Below are 16,182 nucleotides of genomic sequence, written 5' to 3' on the forward strand. Positions count from 1 at the left end.
GAAATTACATTACAATTATATTCTATAGCTCTGTATACTTTTTATTGTTATTCTTACTTTTTTCAACTGGATATTTCTTGTTATTTTTGACTAGTTTTTCTTTAATAATACTATCAATATCTAAATTCAAATTATCAGCCATCATATAAGAATATATTAAAACGTCCGCTAATTCATCCTTTAATTTTTCGATGTCTGAAATACCTTCACTAGCACTTTTCCATTGGAATAATTCCAATAATTCTGAGGCTTCAAGGGAAATAGAAATCGCTAAATCTTTTTCATTATGAAACTGTCTCCAATTCCTATCATCACGAAATCTATTGATATCATCTATTATCATGGCTTTTTCCTTTCTGGGCCTCAATCAATGCTTTTTGCAATGATTCGTCGCAGGCATAAATATAAAGTCCATAAACCCCTCGAGTTAACAAAACATTAAGTTCATTATTTAGGTTCCGTTTTATTGCAGCCTCTCCATGCTTTCTTTCGATTGCTTTCTTATTTTTCGACGCCCTTGCATCAAAAAAGATTTCCTTTTTTTGAGAATCATATTTGACGCTAGGACCTATAATAACTCCTGCAAAGTTTAAATCAAAGCCTTGGATTGTAAATGTGCTTCCAACTTCTTTAATTGATTCAACACTCTCTGCCCAGGGCAACTGATCCGAATTGCTCGTATAGTAGTAATTCCAAGGCATTGAAAATCCATCAATCTCTACAGACCACATTTGTTTATCACTTTTCCAATCCCAATCGTAAGAAGCAAGCATCCTTGATAATCCATATTCTGTATTTTTTGCCTTATTTTTTATTGCTTCATACATCTCTTCAGGTGTTTCAAAAATTTTCAATTCATACGTGTCATCCTCAGGAATTTTACCAATTTTATGTTTCCAGATAAAGTCATCTAACCAATTATTTGTTTCCTCCAACATCTGCATTCTATGCTGTTCCTGGAGCTCAATTAATTTATTTTCCAGATTAGCTTCATGTTTTAATTTCAAAACTTCTTCATTATCTACAAACTGTTCTCCAGTTAATATTTGGTTCTCATCAAAAACCAAGATAACTATTTTAGCTATTTTTCTCAGAGCCTCCAAATGCGTTGAACCAAATTTCTTGGGAAAAGCCTGGCCATTTCTAGTCGCAAGCAGATGTCCTTCATCCACAATAACAACGTCAACTTTTTTGCCCTGAAATTGCTTCAAAAATGAATTTGGCTTCATCACTCGCTGCTCATCAAACCCCAGTTTTTTTGAAATTTGCCGGTAGACAGATAATTGTTCATTATGGTTGACTAAAACAAATGGTGCCAAGCCATTTAGCAGGACGTTATCATCTCCTTTTGATTCAAGTTGCAATTCATAAAAAACATTGGACATTAAAACAGTTTTACCACTTCCAGCATTTCCCGTAACAAGTATTAAAGCATCCTCATCTCGAGAGAGTGACTCTTCAATTTTCATGATAATCTGTTTCTGAGCCCTTCTTTGTGAATCACTAAGCTCTTTAAAAGGTGATGACTTATATAAGGCAGAATTTTTCACATTATTCAAATCCGGGAAAAGTAGTGGTTCTTCCTGGCTTAATTTTTTCCAACTCTCTTCAAAAATTTCTTGAATTTTTTCTTTTGGATAATATTTCCCTTGCGGATTACCTTTACGATTATTAATTCCCCCATCACTTTTTATAGATTCTACTCCTAAAAAATAATTTATGAATCTATTCTCTAAATCAAGTGTCACTGATTTATTCGAAAATTCATTTCCCAAAACAAGCATTCGAGAAGAAGGAGATGAATTTAGTTTCTGCCAATCATTTCTTTTCTCAATTAGATGCTGCTTTGTCCTCCGAGAGATATCATTTGTCTCTCCAACATAAACAGTATACTTTGTGTCTTTAATATCATAAACAAAATAAACTGTTGGAAAATCAATTAAGAATCTATTATAGGAGGCATCAATCGATTGAAGGGCTTTACCAGAGTAATCTATTTTTTTAACAGCAATATCTACCATTATTCATTCTCCAAAATTCCAAATAAAATACCGCACCCAAACACCCTAAAAATAGGACGCTCACGCGCGGTACCACCTAAATTCCTGTCAAATTTGACAGACACTCATTCATATTTAACTGAAAACCCAGCAACCTTCAGTCCCGTCGACTAACGCTTTCCAGCAAACAGCGCCTCTCTTAAAGTCTAGGTGACTTACTCCTCTGAGTGATTTAACCTGATTATAGCATGAATAGATAGGCTTTTCAACTTTTGATAAAGCCTATGGTTGAGGCAATTTGTATTTTTGCAAATTGCTTTAGTCTCTCTATTTCGGCCGAATACTCTCCAAAAAGCCATTCAGCCCTTCCAACTGCTGAATCTGCCGGTTACACTGCTCACTATCCAGACAAATATAATTCCCCTGCTTGGTATAAGTCCCGTCAGCCCCAGACTTGGTCACAGCGAGAAACTGAGTTACCGCGCTGGTCTTCTGACAAATACTGCAGATGTTCTGAGTCTGACCAGAAATAGTCCCCCAGTAGCCTTGACCATCCCCAGTGACGATGTACTTGCGACCTGAGGCAATATCATTCCATGCGTAGAAGCTGTAAGCTTTCAGGTCAGTCATTTCCATATCTGGAACTTTTAATTTTTTGACCTTCTTAAAGAGCTTCGCCATATTGCCGGGCATCTCAAAGGCTTCGACCATAGGTTTCAAGCCTTCCAGCAGGCGCTCAGCCTGCTCGGTTGACAGCTTCTGGTCGCCGATAGCCTCGATAAAGTCGGCCAATTCATCGGTCAAGCCTTCAATTTCAGCTACGACTTGGGCGTAAACCGCTGCCAGCGTATCCTTGTCATTCACCGAATGATAGGCGTTTACCATGTCAAAGGTCAGATGCTTGATTCGGTTAAATTCATGATTTTTTAACATTTAATAATCCTTCTTGCCAAGGTCTGGCATTTCATGAAAGCCGAGCCCTTGCTCATAATTCTTAAATTTACTTTGAAGGAAGCGGTAGGCGTCCAGCCGGCTCTCATAGCGGATGGCCGCATCATGCTGCTTTTCAGACTCGGCCAGCTTTTGGGCGGTCTCCATCAGCATGGTCTGCTGCGCGATAAATTCTTGAAAATCTTTTAGAAATTCTTCTTCGTAAGTCATACTAACTCCTTTTGATAGGCGATTCTTACGCCGTTAATGTCGACAAGGCCTCGTTTGACAAAGCCTTCTCGCTCGAAAATATGCTGCATAATCAGATTGGCCGGATGGGTATCAACCCGAAAGTCCCGGTAGCCCTTGGCAGCCATCAAATTAAAAATGTTTGAAAATAGAAATTGGGTCAAATGCTGTCCCCGAAAAGCCTTTGATGCTGCAATCCGGTGGATGGTCACATAGTCGCGACTGCTATTGCTCCAACTTCCCTGCGTCATCTTGCTGTAGGCCGGCTCCTCGCCGGCAATCACCGAAGCGTAGGCAGCAATCTTGTCGCCAGAGACCAGCACATGGCCTTGCGATAGCAGCAAGTCGCGCTCGATGTCGGCCAGAGCCGGGTAAGCCCCCTGCCACTGGTCACTGCCCGAGGCCGCCAAAAAAAGCCTCGCCTCTTGGATCAGCTTCATAATCTCTGAAATATCCTTGGGCTCAGCCTTTCTTAGGTAAATCATTTTCTTGCTTTCTTTCTTGTCAACTTGACCACGGCCTCAGCACGGGCGGTGTCTGGGAACATGTCAATGGACTGGATGTATTCTACTTTATAGAGGTTGGCGAGGACAATCAGGTCCTTGGCCAGGGTTGACACATTGCATGAGACGTAAACCATCTTTTCAGGTGGGAATTTTGCAATGGTCTCAAGGAGTTCTGCGTCAAGTCCTGTACGGGGTGGGTCGACCAGCAGGGCGGTTGCCTTGTGTCCTGACTTGTACCAATTTGGGATGATGACCTCGGCACGCCCCGTCTCATAGTGGCAGTTCTTTAGGCCCAGACGTTTGGCATTATGCTTGGCGTCTTGAATGGCTTCTGGCGTGGTGTCCATGCCGTGGACGCTCTTGACCTTCTTTGCCACAGCAAAACCGATGGTGCCCACACCACAGTAGGCATCAATCACCCGGTCTGTCTTATGAGGGCTCAGGGCAGCAGCGGCTTCAGCATAGAGAACATTGGCCTGAGTGGGATTGAGCTGGTAAAAGGCCCGAGGCGAGAGCTCAAAGTCGTAGTCGAGGACACCCTCAGTGATGCGTTCTTTTTCATTGAAGAGGGTCTGGGTCCGGTCACCGTAAATCTCTGAGGATTTCTTCGGATGGTGGTTGACAGCGATGGTGACGATGTCTTGGAATTCTTCGGTCAAGTCAGACAAGATATTGTCCATCTTGACAAAGGATGCCCGCTGTTTCTTGGTTGGCTCATCACGAAGTTGTGGCCAGATTTGCCCGTCCAGTGTGATATTGGCTGAGCTCACAAAAATCATCTGGACCTCGCCTGTCTTTTGAGAACGGCGAATCATGACGGTCCGGATGCCGCGCAATTTACGTTCATCGTCAACCGGCAGATTGTACTTTTCAATGAGTTGGCAGACCCGGTTGATAATCTGCTGGCTGAGCTCTTCCTGGACGATACAGTGTTCGAGATTGACCAGATGGTGGGAGTTTTCCTTGTAAAGGCCGGCAATCACAGCCCCGCTATTGAGCCGGCGAACTTGATAAGTCAGCTTGTTGCGGTAGTGGCTAGGATTGTCCATGCCAATGGTTGGGCGGAGCTCATAGCTCTTCCAGCCGGCTGGCCGGTATTTCTCCAGAGCCTGGCGGACCAGGTCCCGCTTAAATTCCAGCTGAGCAGGATAGGCCAAGTGAGAGATATGGCTGCTTGAGAGCTCGTGATAAACCTTGTCTTTAGGCTCAACCCGGTCTTTTGAGCGCTTGTTGACCTTGAGCAATTTTGCACGTGAAAAATTTCTGGCATTTTCAGTAATCTCAACCAGAACTTCTTCTGTTGGGAGAGCATAAGGTACAAAGATTAGGCGGCCATGATATGAGGCGATGCCTTCTCCATTGATTCCCATCCGCTGGATATTCAGCGTAATTTTTTGTCCGATTTTTAATGTAATCATATGGCTTATTATAACGTAAAAAGGCGGAAACGACAATTTTCCGCCTTTTTACTAATGAGGTAGCCAGGAAGTTTACCCTAGCAACTTCCGTTTGCTTGTTGCTACTTTAGTAGCTTACAAACTTTGCTACTTATAACATAGTTTAGAGCTTCTTCTGCAGTTTCGTCCGGTCAAAGATGAAATAAAAAATGAGGAAGAAGACCAGCGTCGAGACTCCATGGGCTAGGTCAAAGGGCAGTCCGGCTAGCCAGTAGGCGTAGAAGGTCTGACCGTAGAGGCCGAAGAGGGCAGCAGACATGAGGTCGGTGCCTAGACCGTAGAAGAAGGGCAAGACAAAGGCAAGGCCAGCCATCAGCCAGATTGGGGCTTTTCGCTTGCTCAAAAGCCAGAAGACTAGCATCAGCAGGGCATAGACCAGGACTTGTCCGATGACCAGTGGGGAAAAGCCAAGCATGAAACCTGTGAGCAGCATGGTCAGAGTCATGATGATGAGACTGTCTGACAGGCCCAGAAATAAGATAAAGAGGAAAAAGAGGGCTGTGATTGGCTTGATGTTGGGGAGTTCGACCAGGGCGAGTCGGAGGATAGTACAGGTTGCGACGAGCAGGGCTATGGTTGTGATTCTTCGTGTAGTCATATTTTCTATTATAGCATGAAGCTGGAAGGCTTGAATTTCCTTATCTACAGCCTTCTTTGCGATGTTTTGGGCCTCAATGGCTATGACGAATGAGGAAAGCTTCGCTTTCCTTATCTCCCACCTTTTTTGCAGGCTTTTGGGAAAGATTGCTCCCCTTGGTCGCATTCTTTGCCTCAAAAGGCTAGCACGAATGAGGAAAGCTTCGCTTTCCTTATCTCCCACCTTTTTTGCAGGCTTTTGGGAAAGATTGCTCCCCTTGGTCGCATTCTTTGCCTCAAAAGGCTAGCAAAAAAGCCATGAAATCACAGCTTTCAAAATCTTTAGTTATTCAACGCAGCTTCAAGATTAGCTAGGCTCTGCTCTTTACCGAGGAGCTCAATAGCCACATGGAGTTCTGGACCATGCATCGAGCCGGTCGCGGCGATACGAATCGGCATCCAGAGGCCCTTGCCCTTGACACCAGTGTCTTTTTGGACCGCCTTAAATAATGGGAAAATATTATCTGCCACAAAGTCAGCTTCTGGAATCTCAGCCAGCTTATCTTTGAAGTCTTTGACAGCGACTGGGGCAGTCTCTTCTGCCATGATTTCTTTTTCAGCCTCGTCCCATGGGGCCAGGGGCTTGAAGAACATGTCTGTCAGCTCTACGATTTCTTCAGCTGAACGCAGTTGAGGTTGGTAGAGCTTGACAAAGCTTTCGAGCCGGTCATCGGCACGACCAGCTTCTTCCAAGAAAGGACGGCACATCTCTACGACACGGCCGAGGTCGGCATGCTTGATGTAGTCGTTGTTCATCCAGTCAAGCTTCTTCTGGTCAAATGCCGCAGGGGCCTTGCTCAAACGTTTTTCATCAAAGAGCTTGATAAGCTCCTCACGAGAGAAGATTTCTTCATTGCCACCAGGGTTCCAGCCGAGGAAAGCGATGAAGTTGAAGACCGCTTCAGCCATATAGCCTTTTTTACGATAATCTTCGATGAATTGCAAAGTGTTTGTATCACGCTTAGAAAGCTTTTTACCAGTCTCAGAATTGATAATCAAAGTCATGTGACCAAACTGAGGGGCTTCCCAGCCAAGTGCTTCATAAGCTACAAGCTGTTTAGGCGTATTGGCAATATGGTCGTCGCCCCGGATAACGTGGGAAATCTGCATGTCATGGTCATCAACGACAACCGCAAAGTTGTAGGTAGGATAGCCATCACGTTTTTGGATGACATAGTCACCACCAAGGTGGGCTCCCTCAAACTCGATGTCACCCTTGACCAGGTCAGTCCAAGTGTAGGTCTTGTCTTCAGGAATCGCAATACGGACGACTGGCTGGATGCCCGCTGCCTTGCGTTCTGCGACATAGGCTTCTTTTTCGCTGTCCGTCATGCCCTTGTACTCATTCACATAGTGAGGGGGTTGGCCGGCCGCCTCTTGAGCAGCGTGATCGGCCTCGAGCTCTTCCGGCGTCTTGTAGCTGTAGTAGGCCTTGCCAGATTCAAGGAGCTGGTCGATATATTTTTGGTAAAGGGGCAGCCGCTCAGACTGGCGGTAGTTCTCATGGGTCTCTGGGCTTTCATCCCAGTCCATGCCCAGCCAACGCAGGTTTTCAAGCTGGCTGCGTTCACCGTCTTCGACATGACGCTCCCGGTCAGTATCTTCGATACGGATGATGAATTTTCCGCCGTGATGACGGGCAAAAAGATAGTTAAAGAGGGCCGTTCTGGCATTCCCGATATGGAGCAGGCCGGTTGGCGATGGGGCATAACGGACACGAATTTCGTTTGACATGTTAATCTCCTGTATTTTTCGATCCCTCTTATTTTATCATATTTTAAGCGACTTGGCGATGGAAAAAAGCCTGGGCTCAGGCTTTCATCATTCCTTTTTTCATGTCTGATTTCATGTCCTTGGACATCTCCATATCCATGTTCATCTCTTTTTCTGCCTTCTCGATAAAGCTCAATCCCATCATCTTTGTGAGTAAGAGCGAGGTCAGGCCGGCAATCAGAATGGACATCATCGTATCGGTCATCCAATGGGCACCAATTCGGATGCGTCCAAAGGCCATGAGAAAGGCAAAGATGAGGCCGGCGTAGGCCAGGATTTCCTGGAGCTTGATGTTCTTCCGGTCAACGTAGAAGGGCAGGAAGAGGGCGGCAGCCCCAGCAATCGTGTGGCCGCTCGGGAAGGAGCGATGGCCGTTCTTGCCGTTAATGACCCACCAGTCCGTAAAGTGGCCCTTGCTGCCATTGACGACCTCTGTGACCTCATAAGGTCGCCAACGGCCCCAGTTGGCCTTGGAGATGTCGACGATGGACTCACTGAGGTAGATGAAGGCGACAGCTACGACCGACACCATCAGGAGGTACTTGAACTCCTCTGTTGTCTTATTGGCCAGCCAGCGGTAGGTAATGCCCAGGCCAATCAGGGTCAAGAGCAGCGTAATGAGGGCCTCAAGGCCAAATGAGTAAACGACCTGCTCTCCCGAGCCATTACCTGCAGCACCTAGGGGCTTGTGATTTTTGATATTGTCTAGGCTTGAGGTCGTGTAAGACATCCAGATGTCCACGCCCTGCCAGATGGACCAATAGCCAAAGCCAGCCCCCGAGATGGTCATGACAGCCTTGCCCAGGGGATGCTCGTGCTTGAGGCCATAATGAAAGACACTCGCCCCAGCAATAAAGGGAATCAGGGCCTGCGGAAACATCATGTAGGCCTGAAAGATATTGCCATAAATGGAATTTTGGTCAAACAAGGCTCGACCAATCGACAGGTCAGCAAAAGAGCCGACGATAAGGAGGAGCAGAGCTGCTCCAAACAGAATGCCAAGAAAACGGCTTTCTTTTTGATTCATGAAACCTCCCTAATTTCAAGAAATAATAATGGCTACAAGACTATTGTAACCTGAAAGTCGGGGCGGAAATGTAAACAGAAGGCAAATAGTTGGTAAATGGAATGTAACTGTTGTGGGATTTTCTTAGAAACGGGCTGTGATTTCGGGCTTAGCTTTCAGAAAACAGGCAAAGCATTTTTCATGCAATAGCCCCTTAAGCAAGGTATTCATCAGTAGTTTTCAAGTCCGCAAAGTTCTGAAGTGCTGATACAAAGGCGTTTTGGACTTCTTCTGCCTTCGTGACCTTGCCCTGATAAGCCAAGGCCTTGGTCGCCGTCGCATCGGTCACTAAAATTGGCTGATAGCCTAATTCTTTTGCCTGCCTAGTCGTAGAATCCACACACATGTGGGTCATCATCCCTGTGATGACCAGCTGTTCTACGTCGAGCTCCTTCAGTGTTGCTTCTAAATTTGTCTCTAAAAATGAATTTGGAAAGTGCTTCTCAATCACGATAGCATCTGAATCCACTGATAGGCCTGGATGAAGCTCAGCTCCTGGCGTCCCCACTTCAAAGAAATCTGCATTTTTCATGTGCTTGATGTGCTGAATATAGATGATAGGTTGTTTTTCAGCCGTGAAGCGGTCTTCCAGGCGATTAATCTGCTTGAGGGCCTCTTCTGGACGGTTCAGAGCCATCTTTCCATCTTCAAAATAATCATTTTGGATATCAATAATAAGCAGGGCTTGTTTCATCGCCTTCTCCTTTTTTCAAAAAAATCCCTTGTAACAAGGGATTTCGCAGTCATTATCACCCCACGGGGAATCGAACCCCGATTGCCGGAATGAGAATCCGGATTCCTAACCGTTAGAAGATGGGGCGGAATACCTCTATTATAGCACTCCTGAAACTAAAAGTGTCAGACAGGGATTTTAATCGCTTCTTCTGCCGGCCTATGCTAAAATGGAAGCATGACGAAAATTAGCTATGACACTGTAAAACCAAGTGACATCGATGCCATCATGGCCATCGAAGAGGCCGACTTCAGCCCGGAAGAAAGCCTGAGCCGGACAGCCATCCTGGAAGAAATCCAGTTGATTCCAGACAGTTTTATAGTGGCCAGAAATGAGACCAGCCAGGTCGTCGGCTATATCTCCGGTCCCACCTCCAAGGAGCGCTACCTGGTCGACGAGATGTTTGAGCACAATCAGGCCAGCAGAAAAGACGACGCCTATCAAATCGTAACCAGCCTGGCCATCCATCCGGATTATCAGGGGCTGGGAATTGCGACAGAACTTATGGAGCGACTGGCAGAGACAGCCAAGGCCAGCGGGCGACAAGCCATCAGCCTGACCTGCCACGACTATCTCATTCCCTATTACGAAAAGCACGGCTTTGTCAACGAAGGTCTTTCTGAGAGTAAATTCGCCGGCGAGGTTTGGTATAATCTTGTTCGAGAACTGTAATTATAAAGGCAAAACTGGAGACCCATAGGGGATCCAGTTTTAGGAATGAGACGCCACAGGCGCTGCCTCCGTCCCATAGGATTTCCGGAACGCAAGGACTCGCAAAAAAGCCCTCAGGCCCCTTAAAAATTCAAAACCTTAATCCCATCCTTAAAGTCTTCATAGAGGGCGGATTTGATAGTCATTTTAATGATCGCCATATTGACCGCATTTTCATGGAGGCTGACGAGGCTTGGCTCAAGCTCGATCAGCTGTTTATTGGCTTCGGCATCCTCAAAAACCTCGCAGACAGCTTGGTTAGAGGATAGGCGAGCCCCCGTCTCGAGGCCTTCAAACCAGCTCGTAAAGCTGACCTGGCCATTTTGCTTGAGGTTAGCGACCTTCTTGGCGTCGGGCTCAGCGACCATGTAGAGCACGCCTTCATCTTGAGCAGACTGGCTGAAACTCATGATGGTCGTCGACATCTTGTGCTCTTCATTTTGGACAGAGAGGGCAATATAGCCCGGCAACTTCTTCAGGATTTCCGCCAGCTCGCCCGCCTTAGGGGCAGCACCGACGATGTTTTCCTTCTTCCTAGCCTTGGCAATGGTCAAGATGACTAGAGGCAGGGTCAGGACGATATAGGCGACGATGCTTGCGACGATAAAGTTGACGACGCTATTGCCTGAAAAATTGCTCTCAAAGATGGCTACAAAGACCAGGGCGGCGACTAAAAATATCACAAATAATTGCACAAAACGCTTGAGGTACATGAAATTTTCTCCTTAACTTCTCTGTCTATTTTATCACAAAATAAAAAAGAGCACAGGGCTCTTTTTATTTCTTAACTAAATCTGCGAAAATCATCCGACCGGCAGAGGTCTGGAGGACCTTGGCGACTTGGACGGGCAGGGTCTTGTCAATCTTATCTGCCGTGTCTTCGACGACAATCATGGTGCCGTCAGGCATGTAGGCAACACCCTGCTGACGCTCAGAACCGGCCCGGATGATGGTCACGTCTATGACCTCGCCCACCACCAGCTGGGCCTTGACGGCATTGGCCAGGTCGTTGATATTGAGGACTTTCGTGCCCTGGATGGCGGCGACTTTATTCAAGTTAAAGTCGTTAGTCACGAGCTTAGCCCCTTCTTCACTGGCAAAACGCAGGAGCTTGGTGTCGACCTCTTTAATTTCCGGATAATCTTTATCAGAAATTTCGACATTCTCAAAATCCTTGAGCTTTGTCACCAAATCGAGGCCACGACGGCCCTTTGCCCGCTTGAGTGGATCTGAGCTGTCTGAAATCAGCTGGAGCTCGAGTAAGACAAAGTCAGGAATAATAAGGCGTTCGCTGATAAAGCCGGTCTTTAAGACATCATAAATCCGGCCATCGATAATCGTGCTGGTATCAACGACAAGCGGTGACACGACGTAGGCTGTGGGCTCTGCCTTAGTCGTAGTCACGACTTCTTCATCTACAAGTTCCATCGTCTCCCGGCGTTTTCTCGAAAGAAGTCTGAAAATCTCATCTCCCCGCCGATGAAAGAGCATGTAGCCCAGATAAGTCAGGCCAACAATCAGGATAAAGGCCAGGATATTGGTCAAAAGCGGGATGTGCAAGAGGCTCAGCGGAATGCTAATCAGCACCCCCAGGACCAGACCGATAATCGCCCCAATCAGATTAAAGACCAGGCTTGAAAGCTCGACTTTTGAAATTTTCTGGTCAATGCGTTTGAACAAGGCCAACAATAAGGTCGCGACAAATAAAAATGATAAAACAAATAAAATAATTGCACCGACGAAACCATTAAATACATTGTGTGAGGTCAATCCCGAATGAAAGCCGACCAGATGCCAGAAATCTGGTAGGACGGCGATCCCTATCGAGGCCCCGACAATCGCCATGACCAGGTGAATCATCCAACGTCTCATAAAATTCTCCTTTTTTAATATAAGCTTCAACTTCCTATCACGAAAGCGTACTCTCTTATTATAGTAACTTTTATACAAAAAAGCCAACTATAGCTGGCTTATTTGAAAACTTTTTTCAGACATTCATCAAGTGTGGTCACAGGGACGACCTTGAGTTTGGCGGGCACTTCGACGCCGGCCAGAGAATTTTTAGGGGCGTAGACCTTCTTAAAGCCGAGCTTGCTGGCTTCATTAAGGCGTTGCTCCATCCGGACAACCCGGCGAATTTCGCCGGTCAGGCCGATTTCGCCGATGAAGCATTCGTCAGCTGCCGTGGTCTTTTCCTTGTAGCTTGAGGCAATGGCGACGGCAACAGCTAGGTCAATGGCTGGCTCGTCCAGCTTGACACCCCCGGCTGACTTGAGGTAGGCGTCCTGATTTTGCAAGAGGAGGCCGGCCCGCTTTTCAAGGACGGCCATAATCAGACTGACCCGGTTAAAGTCCAAGCCTGAGGTGGTCCGCTTGGCATTGCCAAACATGGTCGGCGTCGTCAGGGCCTGAATTTCGACCAGAATCGGCCGGGTACCCTCAAGAGCACAGACGATGGCTGATCCGGTCGAGCCTTCCAGACGTTCTTCGAGGAAGACCTCGCTGGGATTGGTGACTTCAGCTAGTCCGTGACTCTGCATTTCAAAGATGCCGATTTCATTGGTCGAGCCAAAGCGGTTTTTGACCGCCCGGAGTATGCGGAAGCTGTTGTTGCGTTCCCCTTCAAAATAGAGGACGGTATCCACCATATGCTCCAGCATTCGGGGTCCGGCCAGCTGGCCCTCTTTGGTCACGTGGCCGACGATGAAGGTCGCAATGTCGTTGGTCTTGGCAATCTGCATGAGTTCGCCTGTGACCTCACGGACCTGGCTGACAGAGCCCTGGGTTGAGGTGATTTCAGGCGTCATGATGGTCTGAATCGAGTCAATGATGAGGAAATTCGGCTGGAGCCGCTCAATCTCTGCCCGGATGCTCTGCATGTTGGTCTCAGCGTAGAGGTAAAAGTCCGTATCAATGTCGCCCAGGCGTTCTGCCCTAAGTTTAATCTGCTGGGCTGACTCCTCGCCTGAGACATAGAGGACCCGGCCTCTTGAAGCCAGCTGGGTCGCCGCCTGGAGGAGCAGGGTAGACTTCCCGATTCCAGGGTCACCACCGATAAGGACCAGTGAGCCCGGCACGACACCACCGCCAAGGACCCGGTTGAATTCCTCCAGGTCGGTCTCGACCCGGGGCGTATCCATCAGCTCGACTTCATCAAGCTTCATCGGCTTTGAGCGTTCGCCATCCATTGAAACCCGCTGGTTCTTGACTTCAGCCACTTCTACTTCTTCAATAAAAGAACCCCAGGCCCCACAATCCGGACAACGGCCATACTTTGTGGCAAAACGGTGTTCACAATTTTCACAGACATAGGTCGTTGATTTTTTCTTAGGCATGATTTCTCCTTGTTCTGACATTATAACATAGTGCTTGGCTGCTGTTCCGCTCCAGAAATCTGAAGAAATGCTGTGGTGGCACGCAAGCAGACGCCTTCGGCGTCTCATTGCTAAATCTTGAGCCCTCACGGTCTCCAGATTTGCCTTATACCACAGCATTTCTACAGATTTCTTCCGCTTCACGCTATCAATCAAAAAATAGACAAAACAGCCAATCCGAATTGGCTGAATTCTAAATATAAATATTCAAATTGGTACTAGTGGAGTGGAAGAAATTCCACTATGCTTTTGCAGAATTTCTGGAACGAAACCAACCTCCAGAATTACTGCGTATTCTCAGTTAACTGACTCAACAGCTCCTCAAAGGCCAACTCATACTTCTGGATATTCCCAGCCCCCATGAAGACGTAAACCGCACGGTCGTGGTCGAGGAGGGGCGAGACGTTCTCAACATTGATAACCCGGGCAGGCTTACGGACCTTATTGGCCAGGTCTTGTGCTGTGATTTCATGCTTGTCGGTCTCACGGGCTGAGCCATAGATTTGGGCCAGATAGACCGTGTCTGCATGGTCGAGGACCTCTGCAAATTCATCAGCAAAGGCAATCGTCCGAGTAAAGGTATGGGGCTGGAAGACAGCGACAATTTCACGGTCTGGGTATTTTTGACGAGCTGCGTCAAGCGTTGCTTCAATCTCTGTTGGATGATGGGCGAAGTCATCGATGATAACTGTTTCATTGACTTTTTTCTCTGTGAATCGACGTTTGACCCCTCGGAAAGTCAGCATTTCGTCAGCGACTTTTTCCATGTCAATGCCAAGTTCATGGCAAACCGCCACAACAGAGAGGGCATTCAAGACATTGTGCTTACCGTAAGTTGGCACAACAAAGTGACCAATCAACTCGCCTCGGAAATAGGCATCAAATGAAGAGCCTCGGGTCGAGCGGACCAGATTCTTTGCCTGATAGTCGTCATTGTCCTCAAAACCATAGTAGAAAATCGGAGCTGGCGCTGTAATCTTGCGAAGATAAGGGTCTTCACCGTAGACGAAGATGCCCTTTTGGATGTTTTGGGCATAATCTTGGAAGGCAGCCGCCACATCATCAATGTCCGTAAAATAGTCGGGATGGTCAAAATCGACATTGGTCATGATGGTGTATTCAGGATGATAAGGCATGAAATGGCGTTCGTACTCATCAGACTCGAAGACAAAGTAGTCGCTGTCTGCCTTGCCACGGCCAGTCCCGTCACCAATCAGATATGAGGTGTCGACGATATTGCTCATGATATGGGCCAGCAAACCTGTGGTAGAGGTCTTCCCGTGGGCACCAGCGACACCGATGGCTGTGTGGCCCTTCATAAATTCGCCTAAAAACTCATGGTAACGCTTGAAGGCAAAGCCGTTTTTATCAGCATAGGCCACTTCGACGTTGTTGTCGTCACGAAAGGCATTGCCAGCGATAATCTCATATTCTGGCTTGATATTGTCCGCATCAAAGGGGAGGATAGGGACACCAGCCTGCTCGAGGCCACGCTGGGTAAAGTAGTAGTCGGTCGTGTCAGAGCCTTGGACCTGCCTGCCCATCTGATGGAGCATGAGGGCGAGGGCACTCATCCCAGAGCCTTTGATACCGATAAAATGATAAGTCTTTTCCATAATTCGTCGTCTTTCTTCACAAATCAAGTCTGCCCTATGAATAAGACAGACTTGTTAATTATAAACCGCGATCAAAGAGGCTTTCGCGTTTTGACTTGAAGTAGTCTTCTGAGGCCTTGGTGTCCTTGTGGACGACCGTGCCACGCTGCTTCATGTCTTGGATAGGATTATTTTTGATGTTGCCCAGCGGACGTTTGCCAGCAGCAGTGCTCCTGCGACTTGTGAAATCGTCCTCGTCACGGTCCAGGGGATGAACGTAGGCTTTAGGGCGTTTTGGTGGCACAGAGGCTGCCCGCTTGATGCGTTCACGAGACTCGTCGACACTGGTCTTCTTTGGTGCCTTTTCAAAGCCTGAAGCAGAAGAGTGGTCGGCGTTGAGTGGCCGGTGCTGGCTCTTGTAGCTGACCTTGGCGTCGAGCGTCCGGTTGTAGCCCCGGTTTGAAGCCAGACCAGTCGTCTTTGGTTCATTGTAAAATGGCCGTTCCACCTGCTCGCTTGGATTACGTGTAATAAGCTGTTCATTGGTCATGATAACCCGACTATCTTTTTCAAGAATTGAGTCATCTGGAATAATCGGGAAGCTTACTCTTCTTTCTGCCATAGTTGTCCTGCTTTTGTTTCTATTTTATTTCTATTTACCATTATAGCTTAATCTTGGGGATTTTGCAAAATTGATATGGGGGTTATTGGATGGGGGTCGTTTCGTTGCGGAAAGCCCGGCTGTTGGCCGTGAGGCCGCAAGCGAAGGGCTCCACCCTTCCATTGCTAGAACTAGAGCCCTTCGGTCTCTAGTTCTGCCTTTTTTCACGGCCAACAGCCGGGCTTTCCTCCACTCCACTCCTACCAATCAATTTTGGGCTGGTGTGGACGGACTTCCACAGCATTCCGAAAAGAAGGGCATGGAAAACTTACCAATTCCAGACCTAACAGGCACAAGTGGAGTGGAAGAAAATTTCTGTCGAGCCGTGAAAATAGGCAAATGGCGAGACCGATAAGGCTCGCCATTTAGCAATGAAACCGAAGGTTTGCTTGACCCATGCGACTAGTCGCTTTAGCGCCTTAGCGAGCATGGAGAGCCTAGTGGCGTAGCCATGAAGATGGCCTCACAGATCGACAGAATTTTTCTGGAAC

The 16,182-nt window shown here is 47.2% G+C and carries 16 protein-coding genes, 1 tRNA gene and 1 other annotated feature; of the genes, 1 reads left to right on the forward strand and 16 read right to left on the reverse strand.

All coding sequences use genetic code 11. The features are described from left to right. Positions 1–22 precede the first annotated feature (22 nt). From NtB2_RS03070 to NtB2_RS03120, 11 genes are all read right to left on the reverse strand, one after another. Positions 23–343, reverse strand: a complete 321-nt coding sequence (locus NtB2_RS03070; RefSeq protein ID WP_109245483.1) for a nucleotide pyrophosphohydrolase — start codon at positions 341–343, stop codon at positions 23–25. Next, positions 330–2,021, reverse strand: coding sequence for a DUF2075 domain-containing protein (locus tag NtB2_RS03075; RefSeq protein WP_109245484.1), 1,692 nt, complete (start codon positions 2,019–2,021; stop codon positions 330–332). Before NtB2_RS03075 ends, NtB2_RS03070 begins: the two co-directional genes overlap by 14 nt. A gap of 49 nt (positions 2,022–2,070) precedes the next feature. Next, positions 2,071–2,235, reverse strand: a binding site (T-box leader). Positions 2,236–2,327: 92 nt separating this feature from the next. Beyond that, complete coding sequence (locus tag NtB2_RS03080) at positions 2,328–2,933, reverse strand: FusB/FusC family EF-G-binding protein (RefSeq protein ID WP_109245485.1); 606 nt, start codon at positions 2,931–2,933, stop codon at positions 2,328–2,330. Then, positions 2,934–3,161 carry a DUF1912 family protein gene (locus NtB2_RS03085; protein ID WP_109245486.1) on the reverse strand — a complete coding sequence of 76 codons (228 nt, stop codon included), beginning with the start codon at positions 3,159–3,161 and terminating at the stop codon, positions 2,934–2,936. Continuing rightward, positions 3,158–3,664 (reverse strand): GNAT family N-acetyltransferase, encoded by a 507-nt coding sequence (locus NtB2_RS03090; protein ID WP_109245487.1) that lies wholly within the window; start codon positions 3,662–3,664, stop codon positions 3,158–3,160. Before NtB2_RS03090 ends, NtB2_RS03085 begins: the two co-directional genes overlap by 4 nt. Beyond that, the gene (gene rlmD, locus NtB2_RS03095) at positions 3,661–5,103 is read right to left on the reverse strand and encodes a 23S rRNA (uracil(1939)-C(5))-methyltransferase RlmD (protein WP_109245488.1); all 1,443 of its coding nucleotides are present in this window, start codon (positions 5,101–5,103) and stop codon (positions 3,661–3,663) included. Before rlmD ends, NtB2_RS03090 begins: the two co-directional genes overlap by 4 nt. A gap of 142 nt (positions 5,104–5,245) precedes the next feature. Beyond that, positions 5,246–5,740: an ECF transporter S component gene (locus NtB2_RS03100; RefSeq protein ID WP_225867042.1), complete on the reverse strand. Its 495-nt coding sequence runs from the start codon at positions 5,738–5,740 to the stop codon at positions 5,246–5,248. Between the two features lie 320 nt (positions 5,741–6,060). Further along, positions 6,061–7,512 (reverse strand): glutamate--tRNA ligase, encoded by a 1,452-nt coding sequence (gene gltX, locus NtB2_RS03105; protein WP_109245489.1) that lies wholly within the window; start codon positions 7,510–7,512, stop codon positions 6,061–6,063. 76 nt (positions 7,513–7,588) lie between these two features. Continuing rightward, entirely contained in the window at positions 7,589–8,578 is a 990-nt protein-coding gene (locus NtB2_RS03110; protein WP_109245490.1) for a phosphatase PAP2 family protein, read from the reverse strand. A gap of 193 nt (positions 8,579–8,771) precedes the next feature. Then, the gene (locus tag NtB2_RS03115; protein ID WP_109245491.1) at positions 8,772–9,311 is read right to left on the reverse strand and encodes a cysteine hydrolase family protein; all 540 of its coding nucleotides are present in this window, start codon (positions 9,309–9,311) and stop codon (positions 8,772–8,774) included. A gap of 55 nt (positions 9,312–9,366) precedes the next feature. Continuing rightward, positions 9,367–9,438, reverse strand: a tRNA-Glu gene (locus tag NtB2_RS03120). Between the two features lie 89 nt (positions 9,439–9,527). Between NtB2_RS03120 and NtB2_RS03125 the strand changes: the two genes are divergently transcribed. After that, a complete protein-coding gene (locus tag NtB2_RS03125) occupies positions 9,528–10,022 on the forward strand; it encodes a GNAT family N-acetyltransferase (RefSeq protein WP_109245492.1) in 495 nt (164 codons plus the stop codon). Between the two features lie 122 nt (positions 10,023–10,144). Here the strand turns inward: NtB2_RS03125 and NtB2_RS03130 are convergent, their stop codons facing one another. The 5 genes from NtB2_RS03130 to NtB2_RS03150 all read right to left on the reverse strand — a co-directional run bounded on the left by NtB2_RS03130 (position 10,145) and on the right by NtB2_RS03150 (position 15,652). Then, on the reverse strand, positions 10,145–10,774 hold the full coding sequence (locus tag NtB2_RS03130) for a pyridoxamine 5'-phosphate oxidase family protein (protein ID WP_109245493.1): 630 nt from the start codon (positions 10,772–10,774) through the stop codon (positions 10,145–10,147). Between the two features lie 64 nt (positions 10,775–10,838). Then, on the reverse strand, positions 10,839–11,933 hold the full coding sequence (locus tag NtB2_RS03135) for a PIN/TRAM domain-containing protein (protein ID WP_109245494.1): 1,095 nt from the start codon (positions 11,931–11,933) through the stop codon (positions 10,839–10,841). A gap of 98 nt (positions 11,934–12,031) precedes the next feature. Continuing rightward, positions 12,032–13,396, reverse strand: coding sequence for a DNA repair protein RadA (gene radA / locus NtB2_RS03140; protein ID WP_109245495.1), 1,365 nt, complete (start codon positions 13,394–13,396; stop codon positions 12,032–12,034). Between the two features lie 323 nt (positions 13,397–13,719). Further along, positions 13,720–15,051: a UDP-N-acetylmuramate--L-alanine ligase gene (murC, locus tag NtB2_RS03145; RefSeq protein WP_109245496.1), complete on the reverse strand. Its 1,332-nt coding sequence runs from the start codon at positions 15,049–15,051 to the stop codon at positions 13,720–13,722. Positions 15,052–15,109: 58 nt separating this feature from the next. Further along, a complete protein-coding gene (locus NtB2_RS03150) occupies positions 15,110–15,652 on the reverse strand; it encodes a hypothetical protein (protein ID WP_109245497.1) in 543 nt (180 codons plus the stop codon). Positions 15,653–16,182: the final 530 nt, after the last annotated feature.

It is taken from the genome of Lactococcus termiticola (assembly GCF_003116835.1).
In the GTDB taxonomy this organism is placed as follows: domain Bacteria; phylum Bacillota; class Bacilli; order Lactobacillales; family Streptococcaceae; genus Lactococcus; species Lactococcus termiticola.